The sequence below is a fragment of the Martinezella rhizogenes genome, from assembly GCF_000799715.1.
GTDB classification, from domain to species: domain Bacteria; phylum Pseudomonadota; class Alphaproteobacteria; order Rhizobiales; family Rhizobiaceae; genus Rhizobium; species Rhizobium rhizogenes_C.
Genome location: NZ_JUHG01000013.1, coordinates 771,063 through 793,766, shown reverse-complemented (window position 1 = coordinate 793,766; position 22,704 = coordinate 771,063). Strand labels below are relative to the sequence as shown.

The 22,704-nt window shown below is 60.6% G+C and carries 20 protein-coding genes; 9 read left to right on the top strand and 11 right to left on the bottom strand.

The features are described 5' to 3' along the window. The first annotated feature begins 5 nt into the window (after positions 1 to 5). Genes EX00_RS15570 through EX00_RS15560 form a run of 3 tightly spaced genes read left to right on the top strand, consistent with a single transcriptional unit; the run spans position 6 to position 2,714 of the window. A complete protein-coding gene (locus EX00_RS15570; protein ID WP_047459355.1) occupies positions 6 to 1,082 on the top strand; it encodes an ABC transporter substrate-binding protein in 1,077 nt (358 codons plus the stop codon). A gap of 34 nt (positions 1,083 to 1,116) precedes the next feature. Further along, positions 1,117 to 1,935 (top strand): ABC transporter permease, encoded by an 819-nt coding sequence (locus EX00_RS15565; protein ID WP_047460392.1) that lies wholly within the window; start codon positions 1,117 to 1,119, stop codon positions 1,933 to 1,935. A gap of 2 nt (positions 1,936 to 1,937) precedes the next feature. After that, the gene (locus EX00_RS15560) at positions 1,938 to 2,714 is read left to right on the top strand and encodes an ABC transporter permease (RefSeq protein WP_047459354.1); all 777 of its coding nucleotides are present in this window, start codon (positions 1,938 to 1,940) and stop codon (positions 2,712 to 2,714) included. 82 nt (positions 2,715 to 2,796) lie between these two features. Here the strand turns inward: EX00_RS15560 and EX00_RS15555 are convergent, their stop codons facing one another. After that, positions 2,797 to 3,567 (bottom strand): pyrroline-5-carboxylate reductase, encoded by a 771-nt coding sequence (locus EX00_RS15555; RefSeq protein WP_047459353.1) that lies wholly within the window; start codon positions 3,565 to 3,567, stop codon positions 2,797 to 2,799. 450 nt (positions 3,568 to 4,017) lie between these two features. Between EX00_RS15555 and EX00_RS31095 the strand changes: the two genes are divergently transcribed. Beyond that, the gene (locus tag EX00_RS31095) at positions 4,018 to 4,164 is read left to right on the top strand and encodes a DUF1127 domain-containing protein (RefSeq protein WP_080761255.1); all 147 of its coding nucleotides are present in this window, start codon (positions 4,018 to 4,020) and stop codon (positions 4,162 to 4,164) included. A gap of 394 nt (positions 4,165 to 4,558) precedes the next feature. Here the strand turns inward: EX00_RS31095 and EX00_RS15550 are convergent, their stop codons facing one another. The 6 genes from EX00_RS15550 to EX00_RS15525 form a co-directional block, all read right to left on the bottom strand. After that, positions 4,559 to 5,626 carry an ABC transporter ATP-binding protein gene (locus EX00_RS15550; protein WP_047459352.1) on the bottom strand — a complete coding sequence of 356 codons (1,068 nt, stop codon included), beginning with the start codon at positions 5,624 to 5,626 and terminating at the stop codon, positions 4,559 to 4,561. A 29-nt stretch (positions 5,627 to 5,655) separates the two neighbouring features. Then, a complete protein-coding gene (locus EX00_RS15545; RefSeq protein ID WP_047459345.1) occupies positions 5,656 to 6,510 on the bottom strand; it encodes a carbohydrate ABC transporter permease in 855 nt (284 codons plus the stop codon). Beyond that, the gene (locus EX00_RS15540) at positions 6,500 to 7,426 is read right to left on the bottom strand and encodes a carbohydrate ABC transporter permease (protein WP_047460389.1); all 927 of its coding nucleotides are present in this window, start codon (positions 7,424 to 7,426) and stop codon (positions 6,500 to 6,502) included. Before EX00_RS15540 ends, EX00_RS15545 begins: the two co-directional genes overlap by 11 nt. 77 nt (positions 7,427 to 7,503) lie before the next feature. Continuing rightward, entirely contained in the window at positions 7,504 to 8,718 is a 1,215-nt protein-coding gene (locus tag EX00_RS15535; RefSeq protein WP_047459342.1) for an ABC transporter substrate-binding protein, read from the bottom strand. Positions 8,719 to 8,807: 89 nt separating this feature from the next. After that, positions 8,808 to 9,593, bottom strand: a complete 786-nt coding sequence (locus EX00_RS15530) for a DUF4037 domain-containing protein (protein ID WP_047459337.1) — start codon at positions 9,591 to 9,593, stop codon at positions 8,808 to 8,810. A 22-nt stretch (positions 9,594 to 9,615) separates the two neighbouring features. Continuing rightward, the gene (locus EX00_RS15525) at positions 9,616 to 10,938 is read right to left on the bottom strand and encodes an alpha-L-fucosidase (RefSeq protein ID WP_047459335.1); all 1,323 of its coding nucleotides are present in this window, start codon (positions 10,936 to 10,938) and stop codon (positions 9,616 to 9,618) included. A 204-nt stretch (positions 10,939 to 11,142) separates the two neighbouring features. On the opposite strand from EX00_RS15525, the gene EX00_RS15520 reads away from it, so the two are divergent. After that, positions 11,143 to 12,150, top strand: coding sequence for a LacI family DNA-binding transcriptional regulator (locus tag EX00_RS15520; RefSeq protein ID WP_047459330.1), 1,008 nt, complete (start codon positions 11,143 to 11,145; stop codon positions 12,148 to 12,150). A gap of 120 nt (positions 12,151 to 12,270) precedes the next feature. Continuing rightward, the gene (locus EX00_RS15515) at positions 12,271 to 13,473 is read left to right on the top strand and encodes an MFS transporter (RefSeq protein WP_047459328.1); all 1,203 of its coding nucleotides are present in this window, start codon (positions 12,271 to 12,273) and stop codon (positions 13,471 to 13,473) included. A 50-nt stretch (positions 13,474 to 13,523) separates the two neighbouring features. On the opposite strand, the gene EX00_RS15510 is transcribed toward EX00_RS15515, so the two are convergent. Beyond that, the gene (locus EX00_RS15510) at positions 13,524 to 14,126 is read right to left on the bottom strand and encodes a hypothetical protein (RefSeq protein ID WP_234709022.1); all 603 of its coding nucleotides are present in this window, start codon (positions 14,124 to 14,126) and stop codon (positions 13,524 to 13,526) included. Positions 14,127 to 14,636: 510 nt separating this feature from the next. Here EX00_RS15510 and EX00_RS15505 point away from each other — a divergent pair. Continuing rightward, the gene (locus EX00_RS15505; RefSeq protein WP_047460383.1) at positions 14,637 to 15,731 is read left to right on the top strand and encodes an LLM class flavin-dependent oxidoreductase; all 1,095 of its coding nucleotides are present in this window, start codon (positions 14,637 to 14,639) and stop codon (positions 15,729 to 15,731) included. A gap of 145 nt (positions 15,732 to 15,876) precedes the next feature. Here EX00_RS15505 and EX00_RS15500 read toward each other — a convergent pair whose 3' ends face one another. From EX00_RS15500 to pepT, 3 genes are all read right to left on the bottom strand, one after another. Further along, positions 15,877 to 16,686 (bottom strand): hypothetical protein, encoded by an 810-nt coding sequence (locus EX00_RS15500; RefSeq protein WP_047459326.1) that lies wholly within the window; start codon positions 16,684 to 16,686, stop codon positions 15,877 to 15,879. A gap of 496 nt (positions 16,687 to 17,182) precedes the next feature. Then, positions 17,183 to 17,677 (bottom strand): GNAT family N-acetyltransferase, encoded by a 495-nt coding sequence (locus EX00_RS15495; protein WP_047459324.1) that lies wholly within the window; start codon positions 17,675 to 17,677, stop codon positions 17,183 to 17,185. An 11-nt stretch (positions 17,678 to 17,688) separates the two neighbouring features. Beyond that, positions 17,689 to 18,921, bottom strand: coding sequence for a peptidase T (gene pepT, locus EX00_RS15490; protein WP_047460381.1), 1,233 nt, complete (start codon positions 18,919 to 18,921; stop codon positions 17,689 to 17,691). 353 nt (positions 18,922 to 19,274) lie between these two features. Here pepT and EX00_RS15485 point away from each other — a divergent pair, with 353 nt between their 5' ends. Both EX00_RS15485 and EX00_RS15480 read left to right on the top strand, forming a co-directional pair. Then, on the top strand, positions 19,275 to 21,407 hold the full coding sequence (locus tag EX00_RS15485; RefSeq protein WP_047459322.1) for a peptidase domain-containing ABC transporter: 2,133 nt from the start codon (positions 19,275 to 19,277) through the stop codon (positions 21,405 to 21,407). Next, entirely contained in the window at positions 21,404 to 22,642 is a 1,239-nt protein-coding gene (locus tag EX00_RS15480; RefSeq protein WP_047459320.1) for an HlyD family secretion protein, read from the top strand. Before EX00_RS15485 ends, EX00_RS15480 begins: the two co-directional genes overlap by 4 nt. Positions 22,643 to 22,704 lie beyond the last annotated feature (62 nt).

Sequence of the window (22,704 nt, the reverse complement as noted above, 5' to 3'; positions counted from 1 at the left end):
GCTCTATGAAACTGGTATCTATTTCCCGCCTTGTCGCGGGCGTAGCCCTTGCGCTCGGCATGTTTGCCGCATCCGCCCAGGCGGAAGAGCCGCTGGTCATCCATGTCGGCTATGCCGCGATCGGCGTCGACAATCGTCCGTATTCTGAAGGCACTTCGGCAGCAACCGCGCGTGCCGGCGAATATTTGGAGAAGGAGTTCGCCAACGATGCGAACGTCAAGATCGAGTGGACCTTCTTCAAGGGCGCCGGCCCGGCGGTGAACGAGGGCTTTGCCAATGACCAGCTCGACTTCGCCTATCAGGGCGATCTGCCGGCGCTGATCGGACGCGCCACTGGTCTGAAGACCAAATATCTCCTCGCCAGCGGTGCGCGCAAGCCACTCTATCTGGCGGTCGCCAAGGATTCCGGCATCAAGAAGATCGAGGATCTGAAGGGGCGCAAGGTTGCTCTGCAACGCGGCACCAACGGTCACCTGGCCGCGATCAAGATTCTTGAGGCGCATGGGCTGAAGGAGCGCGACCTGCAGGTGATCAATCTCGACAGCGCCGGAACGGTGGCAGCCCTTGTCAGCAAGGATATCGATGCCGCCTTCGGCGACACCCAGCTCATCAATCTCGCCGCCAAGGGCAGCGCCGATGTCATCTATACGACCAAGGGCGACGATCCCCGCTTCGGCCGCAATGCCGGCATCGTCGCGCGCGAAGCGTTTATCGATGCTCACCCCGAGATCACGCAGCGGGTCGTCGATGCTTTCGTCAAGGCGGCGCAATGGTCCTCCGAGGAGCCCAACCGGGCGGCCCTTTTCGAGCTGTGGCACAAGTCCGGCACGGAAATCCCGATTCTTGAGGAGTATTTCCGCAACGACACGCTCGTCTACCGCAATTCGCCGCTGATCGATGACCTGCTGGTCTCGCAGTACAAGGAGCAGGCGGTGAAGAGCAAGGAATACGGCCTTATTCGTCGTGATGTCGATCTCAACGGCTGGTTCGAGCCTAAATACCTCGACAACGCACTGGAGAAGCTCGGGCTGAAGACATTCTGGCAGCCCTATGGCGCGAACGGAAAGCCGGTCGCGTCCTGATCTCGGCTTTGAAAACACAGTGAAGGGAGCGGGCATGGCCGCGTTTTTCGAGACTGCCGGGCATGCCGGCATCCGGCTTCCCGCTCCATGGCGCAGGCGTCTTGCGATCGCGGCTACGGCTTTGGTCGTGCCGTTTGCGTTGCTGGTCCTTTGGTGGGTTGCCTCCGTCAGAGGCTGGCTGCCGCAACAGATCCTGCCGCCGCCTGACTATGTCTATCAGACGGCGCGCGACATGATCGTCAGCGGCGAACTTCTCTACCATACGGGCGTCAGCCTGCGCCGCGTCGTCATCGGCTTTGCCATTGGCGCCAGCGCCGGCCTCGTTCTCGGTATATCGATGGGCCTTTCGGAGCGGGTCGAGGACTATGTGAAGCCGCTGTTCATCGCCTTCGCGCAGATCCCGACGCTTGGCTGGATCCCGCTCCTCATGCTGCTCGTCGGCATCGACGAGACCCTGAAGATCATCATCATCGCCAAGGGCGCGATCGTGCCAATGACGTTGAACACGCTGACGGGCATTCGCGGCGTTTCCCCCAGGTATCTTGAGGTCGGCCGGGCGTTGCGTTTCAGCCGCTGGCAGACCTTGCGGCTGATCGTGCTGCCGGCCGCCGTGCCTTCGATATTCACCGGCATTCGCTACGGCCTCACCCATTCCTGGACCTCGCTTGTTGGTGTCGAGCTTCTGGCCTCCTCGGAAGGGCTTGGCTACTTGCTGGTCTGGGGACGGCAGATGTTCTGGCTGGACACCGTCATCGTTGCGATGATTGCCATCGGCCTCGTCGGTTTCATCATGGACAAGAGCCTGGATCGCACCGAGGTGCTGCTTCAGCGCTGGAAGCGGCAGGAGATATGACCATGGCCACTGCAAGCAGGGCAGTCCGGTTTCGCCGTGGCATCACCTTGCCGATCCTGATGTTCGTCGCCTGGGAAGTGTCGAGCCGGACCGGCCTTGCCGACCCACGCTTCTTGCCATCGCTGGAAGAAGTCGCCCGCACCGCCAAGCGCGAGCTGTTCGACAATGATCTGATCGGCGAGCTCGGTTTCAGCCTGATGCGCAATATCGCCGGATTTCTGATTGGCGGCGTTATCGGCATCGGTTTTGGCACGTTCCTGGCGCTCTCGCGCGTGGCCGACAGGCTGTTGACGCCGACTTTCAACGGGCTGAAGCAGATCTCGCTTCTTGCCTGGATACCACTGATCTCCGTCTGGTTCGGCTTCGGCGAACAGGCAAAGATCGTCTTCGTGGCGCTGGCTTCCTTCATTCCGATCGCCCTCAACACCTATGACGGTATGCGGGATGCGCCTCATGATTTGATCGAGGTCGGACGTGCCTTGAAATTCAACGCACGGCAGCGCGTGCTGCGCATCTATCTTCCGTCCGCCATGCCGTCGATCGCGACGGGCGTGCATCTCGGGCTGATCTATGCGTGGCTTGCGACCGTGGGAGCCGAATATTTCCTTGCCGTCGGACGTGGCGTCGGCGGTCTGGTCATCGCCGGCCGTGAGCGGTTCGACATGGCCCTGGTGATGGTCGGCGTCCTCGTTCTCGGCCTCGTCGGGTTCTCGCTAAACCGTCTGGCGCATGTCCTGGAATCCTATTTGCTGCGCTGGCGGCCGAAACAGACGCCCTGAGACCCGGAAAGCCCTGGGCCTGTTACTCAAAAATACGTCCGGGTGCCCATTTGCCGATCGCCGAGATCGCTTTCCCGCAGCGTCAGCGATCGGTGATGCGCATGAGGACGCGATCGAGCGCTGCCGTCAGCGCCGCCATGCCGCCATTGCGGTCGAAATCGGACAAGACCTGCTCGTTGAGGCCGCCCTTCGTCGCAAACTCGCGGCTCATTTCCTCGAACGGGATCTCGCTGGACTTGAGCGCGGTTTGTGAAAGGCTGGCGAAAAGCGGAGCGAGATATGCCCGTGCCGTCCGTTCCGGCATTCCCTTTTCAGTGAGCCAGCCGGTGGCGCGATCCATGATGCCGAAATATGTGGCCATCATCGCGCTCGCCGCCGCCAGCAGATCATATTCTTCCCTCGTCTCGCATTCGACGGCAGTCCCCAGAGAAGAGAACAGCGAAGCGACGTCACGGTCCGGCGGATAGATTGCAGTCACGCCTTCGCGCTCAGCAACAAACGGCAGGGGAACCGCTTGCGTCAGGCGAACGTCCTGGCCGATCCATTCGATAAGCGTGCCGCGATCCACAGCGGCGATCACGCTCACCACCACCTGGCCTTCGGGGAAGCTGAGACCCCTGACGACCTCTTCGGCGACCTGCGGCCGAATTGCCAAGAACAAAATCTCGGAGGCATCGATGACAGCCTGGTTGTCGGTGGCAATGCGCACCGCCGGGAATTTTTCCGCCAGTCTTGCCGCGACATGGGCATTGCGAGGCGAGATAATGACCTCGCTGGCCAGGGGTGACCCCGTCAGCATACCGGCCACCATCGCCTCGGTGATCGCGCCTGTTCCAACAAAACCGACTTTCATGGCTGATATCCTGGTCATTGAGCTGCGCGCAGCTGGTTGAGCGTGTAGTTTTCTGGGTCCGCGGACGCGAGCAGCTTCGGAATACGCCGCCGCCATCATATTATGCATTGAGCACTCGGTGGCCAAGGCATTGATTCCGAGAATGCATCAACCGTCAAAGCGGACGGTATCTCACTCTTCTGCTCGATGCCCTGAAGCTGATGCCGGCCCACAGTTCGAACCGGGATCTGTCGACGTCTGGACCCCAATGCTGGCGGCTCCGGTGGCTCCAGCGCCTAAGAAACGATCATCTCTTGCGAAATATGCAGAACCAATGCGCCAGATGCATGGGTGGGATGAGAGATTGTCACTGTTTTAAACCGATTGAAATGGCTATATTCCAACCATCGAAACGACGCCGGAGCCAAGCGAGGCTGCTGACGTCAGAAGCCCTCAGGAAAGGGGATCATCATGAACGTAGCACGCTCTTTCAACAATTGGCGCAAGTTCCGTCAGACCGTCAACGAACTTGGCCGCATGTCCAGCCGTGAACTGCAGGACCTCGGTATCGACCGAGCCGACATCCGCAGCGTTGCCCGCGCATCGGTCGTGCGCTAACCGCACGGATTTATCGTCTCAAAGATTGCTCGACGCCCGCTGATGACGCGGGCGTTTTTGCGTCGGGCTCCCTGTCTGAGGATCGGTTGGGTCCTCGTTTCGTGGTGGATCTTTCAGATCTGTATTTCTTGCATAGCTGCAGTGCAGCATAAACTATAGGAAACCGCGACGGCCGGTGTATGATCCAACCCATCGAAGCAATGCACCTCCTCCCGCAGAGCTTCGGGTTTCAGACGGCCCACTCCTCCTCCCAGGGACGTCTGTAGGAACAGCGGCACTCCTCCTCCCAGTCGCTGTTCGGTTCTTTTCGAAAAGCCTGCCGCACCTCCTCCCGCGGCAGGCTTTTTCGTTTCTGGAGCGTCGTCTGACGGCGAAAACTCTCCTGTAAACCCGTTCAATGCAGCCGCTTGCCGCTCGCGGGATCGAACAGATGCGCCTTCCGCGCATCGATCCTGAGCGGGACGAACTGGCCGACCGCCACAGAGGGGCGGTCCCTGACGGACGCGATGATCGATTGGGAGCCGGCCAGCAACTGCAGGTGCGTGTCAGAGCCCGTCGGCTCGATGATGGTGACCCTGGCTTGCACTCCGTCCGTGTCGACGGCAATATGTTCGGGCCGGATACCCAATTGAACGGACTGTCCGATGTAGGCGTGTGCAGTATCCGGCAGAGGCCAATGCACACCCTCCGCTGCTGCCAATTCCACAGTTCCGCCCCGCTCGACGACAAGACCGTCAATGAAATTCATCGATGGCGATCCGATAAATCCGGCGACGAAACTGTTGGCTGGCCTATCGTAGATGTCTAGCGGGGAACCGACCTGTTCGATATGGCCACCACGCATCACGACGATGCGGTCGGCCATGGTCATCGCTTCCATCTGGTCATGGGTCACATAGACCATGGTGGTGCCCAGGCGTTGGTGCAGCGTCTTGATCTCGGTGCGCATTTGAACGCGTAACTTGGCGTCGAGATTGGAGAGTGGCTCGTCGAACAGAAATACCGCCGGATTGCGGACGATGGCGCGACCCATGGCCACGCGCTGACGCTGTCCGCCGGACAGCTGACGCGGGTAGCGGTCGAGGAGCAGGGTGATGTCCAAAATGCCGGCGGCGTCATTGACCATTTGTTCGATCTCCTGCCGGCTGCGGCGTGCAAGTTTCAGCGAAAACGCCATGTTGTCGCGCACGGTCATATGCGGATAGAGCGCATAGGATTGGAATACCATGGCGATGTCGCGCTCATTGGGCTCGAGGTCGTTGACGACGCGGTCGCCGATTTCGATCTCGCCATCGCTGATGCTTTCAAGCCCGGCAATCATGCGCAGCAAGGTGGATTTGCCGCAGCCCGAAGGTCCCACAAGTACGACGAACTCCCCGTCCTCAGCCGCGACGGATACGCCATGCAGCACCTCAAGCGCACCGTATCGTTTGACGGCATTGCGGATCGTCAGTTTCGCCATGATCTAGCTCCCAAGAGTCTGTAGGCGCTTTAGCGCCCGCCCATGCCCGCATTGAGGGCGATGCTGTTGTAGATGAGCTTCTGGAGGATGATCGCGAGGACAATCCCCGGAAGCATGGAAAGGGCGGCACCCGCCATCAGATAGTTCCACTGCGTCCCCTGTTGCGTCTGGAACAGGGTGAGCCCCACCGGCAGGGTGGCATTGTCGGCTCCGGTCATGACGATCAGCGGCCAGAGAAAATTGCTCCATTGGCCCATGAAGGTGAACAGCGACAAAAGCCCGATGGCCGGCATCGACAGCGGCACGATGATGCTGACCAGGATGCGCAGCCGCGAGGCTCCGTCTATCCGTGCCGCCTCTTCCAGCTCCATCGGAATGGAGAGAAAGAACTGCCGCATCAGGAATGCGCCGAAGGTGCCGAAGGCGACCGGCAGGATCACGCCCGGAAAGGTGTTCACAAGGCCGAGCCTGTTGACGATCAGAAATAGTGGGATGATGAGCATCAGCGGCGGCACCATGAGCGTGCCGATATAGCCGAGCAGTAGCATCTCGCGTCCCCTGAATTTCAGCCGTGCGAAGGCATAGCCCGAAAGGCAGGACACCACGACGGTGATCGCCGTGACGCAGATGGCGATGATGGCGCTGTTGAGGAAGAAGCGGCCGAACGGCAATCTGGTCCAGGCGGCTGCGAAATTGCCCCATTCGAAGACCTCGGGCAGGAGCCGTACCGGTATCGCCATCACCTCGGCATTGGAGCGGACCGCATTCGAGACCATCCAGAAAAACGGGAACAGGAAGGCCAGCGCGACGAGAAGCAGCGCGGCGTGATTGAGAATGTCGAACGCCAGTTTCCGGCGTGCCCTGGCTTTGGACTTAACTGTCATAATGTACCCATTTGCGCTGGAGCCAGAATTGCAGGGCCGTCAGCGCCATGATCAGCGCGAACATCACCCAGGCGATGGCGGAGGCGTAGCCCATCTGGAAGTTCTGGAAGCCGCGCTGGTAGATGGCGTAGCCGAGCGTCGCGGTCGATGAACCAGGCCCGCCCTTGGTCATGACGTAGATCTGGTCGAAGACCTGCAACGAGGTGATCGCCGTCATCACCGTGCCGAAGAACAGCGTTGGCGAAATGAGCGGCAGGCGGATTTTCCAGAACCGGTCCCAGGCCGTCGCGCCATCGATCCGCGCGGCTTCCAGATAGGTTGCCGGCACCATGTCGAGTGCGGCGTTGAAGAGCACCGTATTGTATCCGATGCCGGCCCAGAGCGAGGTGATGATCACCGCCTGCATGGCGAGCGTCCGGTTGTTGAGGACGCCCGAAAACGGCAGCGAGAGCTGCGCCATGAGGCTGTCGAAGAGACCGCCGCTGGTGAAGATCAGCATCCAGACGATGGCAACCGCAATCAGCGGCGTGAAGGTGGGGAGAAAGAAGACCACCCGGAACCATCGCTGCCCGATCTTCAGGCTGGAGATCCAGACCGCCAGCCCGAGCGAGATGATGATGTTGAGGATCAGATATTCGATCGTGAAGAACACGGTGTTGCGCATGACCGTCCAGAATTGCGGATCGGTCGTGAACAGCCGCGTATAATTGGAGAAGCCGACGAAACGCGGCGTGCCGAGCAATTGCCAGTTGGTGAAGCTGAGCGCGATCGAAGCGAGGATCGGCAGCACAAGAAACAGGAAAATGCCGATCAGGCCGGGCAACAGGAAGAACAGGGCCGTCCACCCTTCTCCCCTGAACCATCGTCTGGAACGCGGCCTTGGTCTCGTATTGAGGTCGGTGTGTCTGGCCAGCATCATGGGCCTTTCCTTTCCGGCGAGCGGCTTGCGACCGGGCCGATGCATCCGGCCGCAGGCCCGCCAGGTGCCGAGGGTTACGGAAGCTGGCTCTGGATGTCGGAAAGCACGCCTTCAGGCGTCGAATCGCCCGTCAAGGCCACCGGCACATATTGCATCACCAGGTTCTCGAACTGGTTCCATTTCTCATTGATGCGGAAGGGTGTCGTATGGGCGAACATATATTGCAGCGTATCACGGGTACCGGCGACATTCTTGGCGGCCCCGTCATACCAGTAGGTCTGCTGGGCAAGCCGCGCCGGCAGCGCCCGCCCGGCCGAGCCGAGGATTTCGGCGGCCTTCGGACCACTCAGCACTTGCAGCGCCTTGAAGGCGGCATCCTTGTGCTGGCTGGCAGCCGAAATGCCCCAGCCCGAACCGGCGGTGATGAAGCGCGAGGGGCCGCTGCCACGCGGCAGCGGCGCGATGCCGATCTTGAACTTCACGTTGGCCTGCGCCGTGATCAGCGTCCAGGGACCGTCGATATACATGGCCACATTGCCCGATGCGAAACGGCCGCTCGCCGCCGATGCGTCGGACGCGGACGCGAAGACAGGGGAAAGCTTGTCCTTGGCGGTGAGATCGGCATATTTGCTGAATGCGTCGACAAAGCCTGCATTGGTCAGGTCGAATTCATTGTCCGCATTGAAGTATTCCGCGCCGAGCGCGACCGGGCCGGCGATGAAGTCGAAGGCCTGCGTTCCGTAGCCGTAAGTCCCGTCCTTGGTCAGCGTCTTGGCATCGGCCTTGAAATCATCGAATGTCCAATCCTTGGCCGGCTCTTTCAGGCCGGCGGCCGCGAACTTGTCGCGATTGTAGAACACCATCCACGGGCCGACATCATAGGGCAACGCATACAGTTTGCCGTCATGGGAGAGGCCCGACATGATCGAGGTTTCGAAGTCCGCAACCTTCACGTCGCTTTTCTTTACATAGTCGTCGAGCGGGTCGAGGATCGAATAGAAATTCGGCATACGCATGGACTGCATCGAGACGATATCGGCGACCTGGCCCGATGCCGCCAGCACCGGCAGGCGGGTCCAGTAATCCGTCCAGCCCGAAAGCTGCAATTGGACTTTGATATCGGGATATTGCTGGGTGACGAGATCCGCCAGTTGCTGCCAGAGCTGAGCATCGTTCGGTTCACCCCACATCTGCCATGTGATGGTGACCGGCCCATTCTGTGCTTGCGCGCTGATACCCAATAGGGAACTGGCCGCCAGCGCGGCAGCGAAGATCAATGAGCGTTTCATGATGGTTCCTCCTCCTCCTAATTGACTATGGTTGCGAATGACGGTCGTCAGTGTCCGGACTCCCCCTCCGGTTTCGTCTTGCAGCCCTTTCAGGCCGCGATCAGCGCCTCCAGGTCGGTGATCATTCCGATCAGTTCCGCCCGCTGGCGCCGCCAGGCGTCGGGATCGTCTGCCGGTTCCAGAATGGCGGTCATCCGCGGCAGGAAATCGGGCGGCAGCCGCTCGAGCTCGGCCGCCATCGGCAGGTTCCAGCCATCGCCGGGATAATAGGCCCGGTTGAAGGCAAAGACGGTCTGCAGAATGGCGTTGGCCAATTTCCCCGTTAGTCCCACCAGAAAGACGAGGTCGCGGCGGGCGACCTTGCTTTCATAGTGATAGTCCTTGGCCCAATAGCGCAGAATGTCCATGTGCTGGCGCAGAACCGAGGCCCGGAGCGCTTCGGGGTATTGCGCCAGCTGTCGCTTCCATCCAGCCAGCAGGCCGCGTGGATCGGCGATGATCTGCTGGCTGGAAAGGTCCGTCGGCAGATGATAGCCCCAGATCGTCCATTCGAAATTCTTCGGGACTGCAATGCCGGCAAGCCAGGTGTCCAGATCTTGCTGCACGCCGGCATAGCGCCGCATCCATATCCCGTCCATCCGGACCCCCTCTGCCTGCCAGCCGCGCATGGCCTTCTCGAAGCGCCTCCATGAGCCGGTCTGTCTGAGCTCCGGCCCGCGATAGGCATCGGCATAGACCCGGAAGTCGAAGTCCGATTGCGCATCCGACCGTCCCTTGCCGCGCGAGCCGGCCAGCGCGACGGCGCCATTGCCGTCTTCGGCCAGATCGGCGATCAACGGCGTCATCGCGGCAATGAGTTCGACTTCGCGGCTCATGACGGCACCAGCTGGAGGGCAGTCAATCCTTCAGGATCAGTTCGATTACCGGCACCACCACATCGGGCTTTAGGACCGGCAATTCGAGGGTCAGTATGCCTTCTCCGACGGCAACGCCGATGTTGGAATCCACTTCCGCATCCGGATCCAGCCAGTGCAGCTCGCTGGCGTCGTGCAGGAACTGCGCGTATTTCACCTTGCGCCCCAGTCCCTCGATATGGATATGCCTGAACGGCCAGGTCTGGACATGCAGATAGAGCCGGTTACCCTTCTGGGTGAAGCGGCAGCCGTTCGGCGCCTTATATGCGGAGGGGCCGGCCCCATAGATGGCGCGTCCGTTGAGTCGCAGCCAGTCTCCATAGGTATCAAGCGCCGTGATGGCGCGGGCGTCGAAGGTGCCGCGTCCCGTCGGGCCGACATTCATCAAGAGATTGCCGCCGAGCGAAACGGTATCGATCAGGATATTGATGAGCTGGCCGGCATCTTTCCAGGTCGTCTCGTCGCGATAATAGCCCCAGGAGCCGCTGAAGGTGTGGCAGGCTTCCCAGCGCACCGGCAGCCCCGCGACGGTCGGTGCGACGCGCGGCGTATATTGTTCCGGCGTCACCAGATCAGGCATGTGATCCGCGTCGCGCGGCAGATCAAGGCGGTCGCCGACGATGATGTCAGGCTGTAGCTCACGCACCAGCTTGATCAGGCGGTCGCTTTCCCAATCGGCGCGGCCTTTGCCGGGAAGTCCCTTGTGCACGCGGCGGGGATAGCTGAAATCGAACCAGATCACGTCGATCTTGCCGAAATCGGTCAAAAGCTCGGTCACCTGATCGCGCATATATTGGGCGTAGCGAGTGATGTCGCGGCCTTCATTGAGCTTTGCCGCGTCGGGATGGTTGCGCTGCGGGTGATGCGTATCGATCGGGAAGTCCGGGTGATGCCAGTCGAGCAGCGAATAGTAGAACCCGACCTTGAGCCCTTCGGCGCGCAAGGCTTCGACATAGGGCTGGATCAGATCCTTGCCGTAGGGCGTGTTCGTGACCTTGTAGTCGGTGACCTTGCTATCCCAGAGGCAGAAGCCTTCATGATGCTTGGCGGTGAGCACGACATATTTCATGCCGGCGGCGTGGGCGCGGCGCGCCCATTCGCGGGCGTCGTAGAGGTCCGGATCGAAATTGTCGAAATACTTCTGATAGGCCTCGGTGGTGAATTCCTCGCGGTTCTTCAGCCATTCATGCCGGGCGCCGAGTGCATAGAGCCCGAAATGGATAAACATGCCGAAGCGGTCCTGCTCGAACCATACCTTGCCGTCGGCCGCATCACGGCCACCACTGATCGTTGCTACGTCGCTCACGCTATCCTCCCAAGATTCTGAGCTTTATCGAACCGGTTCGATTTAATCATTGATTCTCTCGCCCCGGATGTCAAGCGCGCTGTTGAAATCGTCGCCTGGCATATTGCCTGAATTCCTGTAGATGTTAGATATGTGACGAAAGGTTGCATGGAAATGTGCCTTCTCCGGGTAGGCTGAAAGTGATAGAAACGGTTCGAAAATCTGATGGCCACAATTCGCGATGTTGCCAAACTCGCCGACGTATCGGTGTCGACGGTCTCGCTAGCCCTGAGCAATCCGGCTCGCGTCAGCCCGAAGACTCTAGAAAAAATCCGCCATGCCGTCGCCGCGGTGGGTTTCGTTGCGGATCCGCTGGCGCAGAGCCTGGCGCGCGGGCGCAGCCGCATGGTCGGCTTTGTCGTCGGTAATGTCGGCAACCCGTTTTTCGGTGACATCCGGCGCGAGCTGGAGAACTACGCGCTCGACCACAGCCATTTCGTGCTCGTGACCGACTCCTCCGGCAAGACGGGGCGTGAAAAGGCCATGGTCGAACATTTGATCGGCCTCAAGACGGCAGGCTTGGCGCTTGCGCCTTCCGGACATGATCAGGACTATGTCGACTTCATCGGCGGATTGAATGTTCCGATCGTCTGCTTCGACCAGAAGGTTGCCGGCATCGAGCGTGACTTCGTCGGCTCCGACAACCACCTCGCCGGAGCGATGCTCACCGAACATCTCTTGCAGCTCGGCCACCGGCGGATCGCCTTCATTGCAGGCCCGAGCCATATGCACACGGCGACCGAACGCTATCGCGGTTTTATGGATACGATGGCGAATGCGGGTGTTGAGGTTAACCCAAATTTTGTCGTCGATGGACAGTTCACCCGTACCGCCGGCTACGAGGCGGCGATGCGCCTGCTCATCCAGCCCGAGCGTCCGACCGCTATCCTCGGCGCCAACAACGCGGTGGCGCTCTCCGCGCTGCAAGCCATGCAGGAACTGGGCTTCCGTTGTCCCGACGATATTTCGCTCGCCATGATCGATAATGTACAATGGAGTTCGGTCATCACCCCGCGCATCACCATGGTGGTTCAGGACACTTTGGCGCTCGGCGGCATCATTGCCCGGCGCCTCATGCACCGGATCACCGACCCGCAAGGCGCCGTCGAGCCGCCGCAGGATTTCGTGCTGACCCCGAAATTTGTCCCCGGCAATTCCTGCCGGCGGATTTAGAGGCTTTTCGGAGCACTGGCGCAGCTGATATTTCGCCTTGGCGGGTTTCGGCCGGGCATAAATCTGCTAAAACCCGGTCACCCTGCGACCGGGTGATTTGCCGGACCTTCGACACCATTGATGACCCGCCTCATTCCTGAAGTATTCCGCGAGCCGACGATCCGGGTGAGCATGTTGGCCATCTTTGCCTTCGGCTTTGCCGGAGCCGCGACCGCGCCTTATCAGTCTGTCGTCGGTATTCGCGAGCTTGGCCTGAGCAATGGGCTGTATTCGGCCCTGATCTTTTGCGCGGCAGCCGTGAACGTTGTCGTCAGCATTCTGCTCGGAAACCTGGCGGACAGGCTTGGTGAATACCGCACGATGATGCTGACGGTCGCCATTTTCGGCATTCTGGGTTATGGGGCGGTCTATGTCGTTCCGGCACAGGCGACCTTCATTCTCAGTGCATTGTTATTCCTGCCGGTTTACGGCTCCCTCAATTCGCTGCTTTTTGCCAATGTGAGAGCGACGACCAAGGGAATGGCACGTCACGACGTCGCCACCGTCAACTCGGGCGTCCGGGCAATGATTTCGCTGTCCTGGGTTCTCGTGCCCGGTATTACCGGCGTGCTGCTCGTAAATTCCGGAACTATGCTGCCTGCCTATCTCTTCGCAAGTGTGGCCTGTGTGGTCTGCCTTGGACTGATCGCGGTTTTCCTTCCGCGCCAGAACGGCACCGACAAAGCCGCAACGCGCCATCTCTCCTATCTTGCGGCCCTCGGCGAGGTCGTCTCGCCGCCGATCCTCGTGCGCGTGATCGCCGTGGCGCTGATCACCAGCACAGTTCATGTCAGCGACACTATTCTGCCCCTCATCGTCACCGGCGCCGCCCACGGGACCGTCACCGATATCGGCATACTCGTGGGGATCGTCGCGTTTCTCGAAGTCATATTCATTGTCGTGTGGGGACGCGCCCAACGGATGATGAACCATGTCACGGCACTGGCCATCGGCACGGTCATCTATATCGTTTACCTGCTGCTGCTCGGGCTGGCATCGGCGCCGTGGCACCTCTATGCGCTGACCCTGGTCAGTGGGATTGGAGCGGCCGCCCTTATCAGCATCCCCATCACATATCTGCAGGATCTGATTGCCGAGCGCCCCGGACTCGGCAGTGCGCTCATATCCGTCAACATTTTCCTGAGCGCGGGCCTTAGCGCTCTCCTTTTTGCGATTGGAACGGGTACAAGCAGCTATTCGGGAACGGCGATCATCGGAGCGGTTGCCGGATTGGCGGGGCTTGCCATGCTACTCTTTTTTGACGGCGCCAGGCGGCGCAGATAGGGGTAGCTCACCTCCGGTTCCCGCAACGGGACCGCGTTTCGGGCCAATGATCAGACGTAGGCGGTTCGTTCTCCGAAGTCCGTGGTCTCGTCGAAATTCGCCGTGCCGATGCGATCGCTTTCGCCAGACAATGGCGATTGCGCATTGCTCTTCGACGAGCTGGAGCTGGGGGCAGCGCTCGCCTTCGCGGTTTGGCCGGACGCGCTCGACTGGCTGCTTGAGGATTTCTGCAGCTTGGCCAGCTTGGCCTCAAGGGCGGTCAAATCCTTTTGAAGCGTGGCAGCTTCGTCGGGGTCTTTCGTGCTGGCGAGTTCCGCCTTCTTTGCCGCGATTTCAACCTGTATTTTCGTAGCATCATCTGCGGTCGACGAGCTCGATGATGTTGATGCGGCAGAGGATGTGCCAAACAAGGATGAGGCCGTGGAGGAGGATATTGCGGTAACCATTTTGACGTTGCCCATTGCTGTATTGTGCGGATGTACAATTGTGGCAGTGGCGAGATTAAGCGGACGTAAATGGCCTTTTGCGCACCACTCAAAGCCCGTGGTAGAATAACTGCGTAATGACATGGAAATGCGGGTGTGTTTATTGCGATTTCCGGCGATAAAAGTCTGTGAAATCAATAGAATAAGATTTCTCGCGATGAAGCGCACATCATCTCCCTTGGGAGAGCCTACCTGCGACTGGAAATGTCCGGATAAGAAATTCCTTCATAATACCTTTTTTCAGCAATGTTCGGAAATGTCTGCGGCAGGCTTTGGTGCCGATTTATACTCAATCGGTTGCTTGAGATCACCCGCACTTCCTCGGCTGTAATCTCCGCTTTAGATCGGGGAGCCCTCGCAAACGAACTGATCTCTCGGATGCTTCTTCACAACAGCATCTTTTTAGATGTCTGCGGAGCCGCCGCAGGCGAATAAATTTTATGCTTGAAATTGTTTTGGCCGTAAGTCACAAATCCATACATGGTTGCGTGCGGTCAACCGACCCGTATCACTGCGCGTTTCATGGGTTATTTTCAGTCTGCTCGGCCTGGCACCTTTGCCGGCCCCGCCGTTGCCGCACGTCATATCGAAGGGCTTTTAGCCATCCATGCGGCCTTTCTGGGTCGCGCTTCATTGGCCGTTCGTCCCGTCGCAGAAGACAAAAATGAAGAGGGAACCATGATGAAGATGCATCCGCTGAAAGGCCCGAACCGGCTGAAGCTCGGCGTGTTCTCAGCCAATGCCGATGGCGGGCTGGCGATCACCGATGTGCCGGAACGCTGGGCCGCGGGCTGGCAGGATAATCTGACCGCCGCGCAGATTGCCGACCGCGCCGGTCTGGAGTTCTTCCTGCCGATCGCCCGCTGGCGCGGCTTCGGCGGCAAGAACCGGGTGCGCGAATGGTCGTTCGAGACCTTCACCTGGGCGGCGGCGCTGGCCGCGGCGACCGAGAACGTCGGCCTGTTCATGACCGTGCATGTGCCGCTCGTACATCCGCTTTATGCCGCGAAATCGCTGGCGACCGTCGACCATATCAGCCAGGGCAGGGCGGGCCTCAATATCGTTTGCGGCTGGAACCCGAAGGAATTCGGCATGTTCGGTATTCCGCTGGTCGAGAAGGGATACGACCAGGCGGCGGAATGGCTGGAGATCGTCGAAAGGCTCTACGCCTCAGACGAGCCGATCGATTATGCCGGCACCTATTATACGCTGAAGGAGGCCGTCAGCCGTCCGGCGAGCCTGCAAGCGCCGAGGCCGGTGACGATGAATGCCGCCTTTGGCGGTCCGGGCCGGGATTTTGCGGCGGCAAGCTGCGATTATCTCTTCACCACCTTCACGGAGATTGGCGACGCCGGCAAGCATGTTGCCGATATCCGCGAGCGGGCGGAGAAAAAGGGCAGGGACGTGGGTGTCTACACCGTCTGCCATGTCGTCTGCCGCGAGACGCAGCAAGAAGCGGAGGATTATTACATCCGCTATGCCGTCACCATGGCCGATCACGCCGCGGTCGATCAGCATATGGCCGGCAAGAAGGAATTCTCGCAGTCGCACGACCGTGACGCCTATGATCGCTATCGTCAGCGCTTCGCCGGCGGCGCCGGCAGCTATCCGCTGATCGGCACGCCGGAAAGGATCGCCGAGGAGATGATCGCGATCTCGGCCCAGGGCTATGCCGGCATCGCGCTGTCCTTCGTCAATTACACGCAGGAACTGCCCTATTTCTGCGATCGGGTTCTCCCGCTTTTGAAAACGGCGGGGCTTCGCGTCGAATAAAGGCGTTTGACATCAAGCATGACCATTTGGTCAGTTCGCCTGCAATGCGGACAACACCCACTGCCTGCCTGAGGGGAAGCAGCGAGTGTTGTTGGCTATTGGCCCGCCCCTGGCGGGACGGCCCGGATGTCAACTGCGCAAGGCTTCATAAGCCGCCCGCGCTCGCGGTGCTGCGCAAGAGTTTGCAGAGGCTTACAAGACCGGCATCGAAATTGCCCGAAGCAGTCACCTGACGGCAGGCTATGAGCATACGCCTCTGCTCGGCATTGGACATGGTGCGGAACGCCGCAAGCGTGCTTCTGCTCACTCCGACACCTTGGCCACTGCCCGATCCGGAGCCACCAAGGCCGCCGTTTCCGCTGCCAACGCTACCGATGCCACCGGAGCCGCCAGACCCTCCAGAGGATCCACCCGACCCACCCGACCCGCCGGAACCACCTGTTCCGCCGCCTCCGGTCCCGCCGCCACCACTGCCGGAGCCGCCGCCGATACCAACGCCGACACCCACACTCGCGCCGCCACCGCCGAGCGATACGCCGGCGCCGGCATTGATCCCACCGGAACCGCCGACAGATGCGCCCACACCGGCATTGACGCCGCTGGTGGTATTTGCAGACGCACCGAGACCGGCGTTAACACCATTGGTGCCGCCAACCGAGACTCCCGCTCCGGCGTTGACGCCGCGGCTGGTCGATGCGGACACGCCGGCGCCAGCATTCACGCCATTGGTGCCGCCGACGGATGCGCCCGCGCCCGCGTTGAGTCCGGTTGAACTCAAGCCAAGACCCGCTCCTGCCTTGATGCCGCCGACGGAAACGCCAAGACCCGCGCCGAGCCCGCGTCCGGATTGGCTTCCGCCATGATCTGTACCGCCACCGGGTTCTGCATAGGCCGTCGAGGCCAATAGTAAGAATGCGGATGCGGCGACCGCTATCCGTGAAGATCGTATTCTCATGACTTGTCTCCGTTTCAGTTCAGGCCAGCAAAGCGGACCAGTTTCTGATGTCGGAGCGCGCGCACCGTAGCGTTGGAATGAATGGGCGAATTTTAGAGCCTTTCCTCCCAAGACTGCACATTAGGATAGTCTTAATTTTTAACTCAGCAATAAAAATTTCACGGATGGCTTGTAGAATACAAGCGATGCTAGCAATAGGCTGGACATCTTTGAATATTGTAGTCGGCAACAATCTACCGATCGCAAATAGGATCGGTGCCTCTTTAGTTGAACAGATCACTACGGAAACTTGAAGAAAGCTCTCTGTATTCTTGCTGATCGATCATCGTCGCTATCGAAGGTAAGCAACGTGCCGCTCCACGACCGGTCATCTATGCCAAGAATATCGATTACGCCGGACGCGGGTCATTCCATGGCGTGGGACAACCCCGCAGGCCTGGCGGATGCGATCGGGCGGGCGATCGCTTGAGGTTCGCGTGGCGCCTGGGAAGAGGCGCTAATGTCCGAATGCCGGCGCAAATTGCAGCGCTCCGCTCGGGATGGGGCCTCGAAGAACGAACCTTTGAACGTATTTCGTGTCCAGGTCCTGATAGGTCAGCCGCCCATCGCTTTCGAAGCCCGCGTGCCTGTAGACATCCGGATTACCGATGAGGGCGCATCCACTTGCGCCCATTCCATCCAGGAGCTCCAGCCCCTTGGCGATGAGCGCTTTGCCGATGCCTTGGCGCTGTCTTTCGGGTGCGACCGATATCGGGCCGAGCCCGAACCAGCCATTGTCCACGCCATCGATCTTCACTCGCGAAAACGCGATGTGCCCCAAAATCTTGCCATCCTCCTCGGCGACCAGCGAGATCGCCAAGTCACCGGATGCGCGCAGCGCCCGGAGAATGTCCACCTCGGTATCGTCGCTGAAGGGCATCGGCTTGAAAGCGGCCCATGTCAGATCATGGATCGCATCCACATCCCCAGGCATTTCGTGTCGGATAAGCATCTGTATCAATCCTAAGCGCGCTCCGCCCAGAGTTTCGAAAGTTCGACGATGGTCTTGACGGCCTTTTCCATGTCCTGGCTGCTGACCCATTCGAGCGGCGAGTGGAAGGCGTGGCCGCCCGCGAAGATGTTGGCGCAGGGCAGGCCCATGAAGGATAGCCGCGAGCCGTCGGTGCCGCCGCGAATGCTGCCGCGCACTGGCGTCATGCCGGCGCGCCGGACGGCTTCCATGGCGTAATCGACGATCTGCGGATGGCGATCGAGGATGGTCTTCATGTTGCGGTATTGTTGTCTGACCTTGAAGGTGTAGGACGAGCCGGGATAGCCGGCCATCACGTCCTTGACGATCGCCTCGAGCATGACTTCCTTGGTCGTCAGCCCCTCGTCGTTAAAGTCGCGGATGATGAAGCCGAGGGATGCCTTTTCCATCGAGCCGGTCACGCCGGTCGGATGAACGAAGCCGTCCCGGCCCGCCGTCGTTTCGGGAGCCGTGTCCTTAGGCAGGCGGCTGATGATGGTGCCGGCGATCTTGATAGCGTTTTCCATCTTGTCCTTGGCGAAGCCTGGATGGATTGCCACGCCCTGGATGGAAATCTCGACGCCATCGGCCGAGAAGGTCTCGTCTTCGACATGGCCGGCCGTTTCGCCATCCATCGTATAGGCGAACTCGGCGCCAAGCTTTGCCAGATCCACCTTGTCGACGCCCCGGCCGATTTCCTCGTCGGTGGTGAACAGGAGCTTGATGGTTCCATGCTTGATATCGGGATTATCGAGAAGGAATTGCGCCGCCGTCACGATTTCTGCCAGTCCCGCCTTGTCGTCGGCGCCGAGCAGCGTCGTGCCATCTGAGGTGATGATGTCGTTGCCGATCTGGTTGCTGAGCACGGGATTGTCGCTGACGCGGATGATCTGCTGCGGGTCGCCCGGAAGCTTGATGTCGCCGCCACTATAGTTCCGCACGATCTGCGGCTTCACATTCGTTCCCGTGAAGTCGGGTGCGGTGTCCATGTGCGAGCAGAAGCAGATGACCGGGACAGGCTTGTCAACGTTGGATGGAATGGTCGCATAGACATAGCCGTGCTCGTCGAGATGCGCGTCCGCAAGGCCGATCGCCAGCAGGTCCTCGACCAGGACACGACCGAGGTTCTTCTGCTTTTCGGTCGAGGGCTGTGTCGCTGAGGTGGGATCGGATTGGGTGTCGATAACGACATAACGAAGGAAGCGATCGGTAACGGTGTCGGTCATGAATTCGGTCCAATCTGTGTGCGCTAGCCAGGGACAGCTATAGCCTTCGGCGGTGGCCGGGTGAATCCATTTTTGCGCTATCGCTGCATTTTGTTGGTGCGGCGTCATACGGTCAAGACAGAGCGATGCTCCCGCATCCGTGATGGACATATCTCTCCGACCGGCCCCGGTCTTTGACCAAATGTGGCCGGTTCGCGGCGCGTTGTAACATCTCTCAACATAACGAGACCCAACACAATAATTGGATCTGGCATGTATTTCCTCGCGGCGCGTTCGATGGCCGCGCCGCAAATCATGGACGCCGCGATCGAACGCCGGCGACAACTTCCACACCTCCAAGACGGGATGGTCAGTTGCTTCTCACAGCCCTTCACAATCGCTCACGGATCGAGCCTCTTCTGCAGTCTGAAGCTGCCGAATGCGGACTTGCCTGCCTGGCGATGGTGGCGGGTTATCACGGTCATCGCGTGACGCTGTCGGAGCTCAGGCGACGCCATGCGGTGTCCTCCAAGGGCACGACGCTGAAGAGCCTCGTCACCGTTGCCGACGATCTCGGTTTTACCAGCCGGCCCCTGAAGCTGGAAATGGAGGACATCGGCAAGCTGAAGATGCCCTGCATCCTGCACTGGGACATGTCGCACTATGTCGTGTTGAGCCGGGTAACGCCGAACCGGATTGAGGTGCATGACCCGGCCAGCGGCCAGCGGCGGTTTTCCCACGCCGAGGCATCCAGGCACTTTACCGGCGTGGCGCTGGAACTGACGCCGGCTGCCACCTTCCGCAAACGCAAGGTGGTCGAGCGGGTGCGTCTGGCCGACCTGTGGTCCCGGAGCGCCGGCTTCATTCCGAGCCTGTTGCAGATTCTGGCCCTCTCCGCCTTGCTGCAATTTTTCGCCCTGCTGTCGCCGCTCGTCAACCAGATGATCGTCGACGAAGCCATCTCCAAGGGCGATCTCAGCCTTCTGAACGTGATCGTCATTGGTGCCGGATTGCTGCTGCTGATCCAGAGCGCCACGACCTTGCTGCGCGGCTACGTGCAGATGCATTTCAGCACTCTTTTGACCTTCCAGATGCGCGGCAACCTGTTGCGCCATGCGCTGCGTCTGCCGGTGCCGTGGTTCGAAAAGCGGCGTCTCGGCGATATTCTATCGCGCTTCAACTCCCTGCAGCCGGTGCAGGACCTTCTGACGGGCGGCCTCGTCTCCGGCGCTCTGGACGGGCTCATGGCCGTCATCACCCTGGCGGTGATGCTGATCTATGCACCCTATCTGGCAAGCGTGGTGCTGGTATCGCTGGCGCTTGTCGTGTGCGTCCGGTTGGGCACCTTCCCCTGGCTGCGGAGCCTGACCAATGAGGGCATCCAGTATCAGGCCAAGGTGGACGGCGTTTTCCTTGAAACCATCCGGGGTGCGAGAGCCTTCAAGCTGTTCGGCCGGGAGTTGGAGCGCCACGGCGTCTGGCAGAACGCCTATGCCGACAGCATCAACAACAATGTGCGCCTCCAGAAAGTCAGCCTCAAGGGGACTGCGGGCCTGTCCTTCCTGACGGGGGCGGAGATGCTGCTGGTGTTCTATCTGGGCGCAGGCGCCATCATCCGGGGAGAGATGACGCTCGGCATGCTGCTGGCGTTCCTGTCTTATCGCAGCCAGTTCAGCACCGCCGCCCTGTCGCTGGTCGATCAGTATTTCAAGTTCCGCATGACAGGCCTGCATCTGGAGCGTCTGGCCGATGCCGTGCACCAGGATCCCGAGCCGGACCTTGACGCCGAGGCGCGCAAGGATCGTCCGCTCGCCGGTGCGCTCACCGTGCGCAACCTTTCCTTCCGCTATGCCGAGCGCGAAGCCTGGGTGTTGAAGGATGTGTCCTTGAGTATCGAGCCGGGACAGTCCGTGGCGTTTGTCGGGCCTTCGGGCGGGGGTAAATCCACGCTCCTGAAGCTGCTGATGGGTCTTTATCCGCCAAACGAGGGCGAAGTGCTTGTCGACGGTCTGCCATTCAACGCTCTGGGGATGCGGGCCTACCGCGCGCGTATCGGCGTGGTCATGCAGGACGACCAGCTTTTTGCGGGCACGATCGCCGACAATATCGCCTTCTTCGATCCCGATATGGATCTGGCGCGTGTCGAAGCGGTTGCCGGGCTCGTCGGCCTTCACGACGAAATCCTGCGCATGCCGATGGGCTACATGACCCTGGTGGGCGATCTCGGATCGACCCTGTCGGGCGGCCAACAGCAGCGCGCGCTGCTGGCACGGGCGCTCTACCGCACCCCCTCCATATTGTTTCTCGACGAGGGGACGGCCAATCTCGACGTCCTTGCGGAGCGTCGCGTCATGCAGGCGCTGAGCAGGCTCGGCATTACCCAGGTGATGGTCGCCCATCGCCCCGGAGCCATCGAGGGCGCGGCGCGCGTCTTCGCCGTGGAGAACGGCCATGTGCGTGAGTTGATGCGCGATGTGCCGGCGCAGCCTTTGCAGGTGGTGCCATGAGCGAGGCATTGTTCCGCACCGAAGCCATAGAACACCGCCGCCGGCTTCGCGGCGAGGTGATGATCGCGCAACCGGTGAGCCACGGTGTCATGACGGCGATCCTCGGGGCCTTCGTGGTTATCGGTGCGACCTATCTCATGACCGGCACCTATGCACGCAAGGAAACGGTGCAGGGCTATGTTGCTCCGACCGGCGGTCTGGCGCAGCTCTATGCCACCAAGGGTGGTATCGTGACCAGGGTGCTCGTCCATGAGGGTGATGTGGTGACCCAGGGTCAGCCGATGGTGGAGCTGTCGCTGGAAATGACTGGTGCCGACGGCCAGGTCGGCGAGAAGCTGCGCTTAGAGACTCAAGCCCGCATCCAGGCGATCGACACACAGATGACCGCCGCGAAAGCCCGCTTCGACGAGGAGGGACGGCGCCTTTCGGCTCGCGTCGAAGGACTTGGCGGAGAACTGGCGAGCCAGGAACAGCGGCTGGAGTCGGAGCGCCGCCTGCAAGCCCTGCAAACGGACGATGCCGGTCGCTATGCACAGCTTCAGGTCAAGGGCAGCGGCACGCGCTTCGAGCTGTCGCGCCGCCAGCAGCAGATCCTCGCGCAGGAAAGCGTCATCCACGAGCTGGAGCGGCAGAAAGAGCAGCGGCAAGGCGACCTCAACGATGCCCGTTCGCAACTGGCAAGCCTGCCGTCGGAGCGGGATGACAAGCTGGCGCAATTGCAAGGCCTTCGCAGCGAGTTGGAGCAATCCCTGGCGCAATTACAGGTCAACCGCGCCTACGTCATGGTCGCGCCGGTGGCCGGCCGGGTCGCGGCATTGCAGGCGCAGCCGGGGCAGACGGCGGTGGCGCAGTCGCCCTTGGCGGCGTTGGTGCCGGCCGGCAGCAGCCTTGAGGCCAACCTGCTGGTGCCGCCGCGCGCGGCCGGCCTGATCCAGCCGGGCCAAGAGGTGCGGCTCCGGGTCGACGCCTTCCCGTACCAGCGCTTCGGCGTGGTGTCGGGCCATGTCGTGCAGGTGTCCCGCGCCACCTATCGCGAGGGCGAGCTTCTGGCTCCCATCGCATTCAAAGATCCCGTCTACCGCGTGACCGTCAGCCTGGAGCGCACCAGCATCGTCGCCTACGGCGAAGAGCGCCCGCTGACCCCCGGTATGACCCTCATCGGCGATGTCATTACGGATCGCCGGCACTTCACCGACTGGGTACTGGACCCCTTAAAGGCCATAGGCAGCCGGTGACAACAAGAAGAGGGAGGACCATCCCGGTCAATCCCTCAAACCTAACCCAATAGGAGACTAAC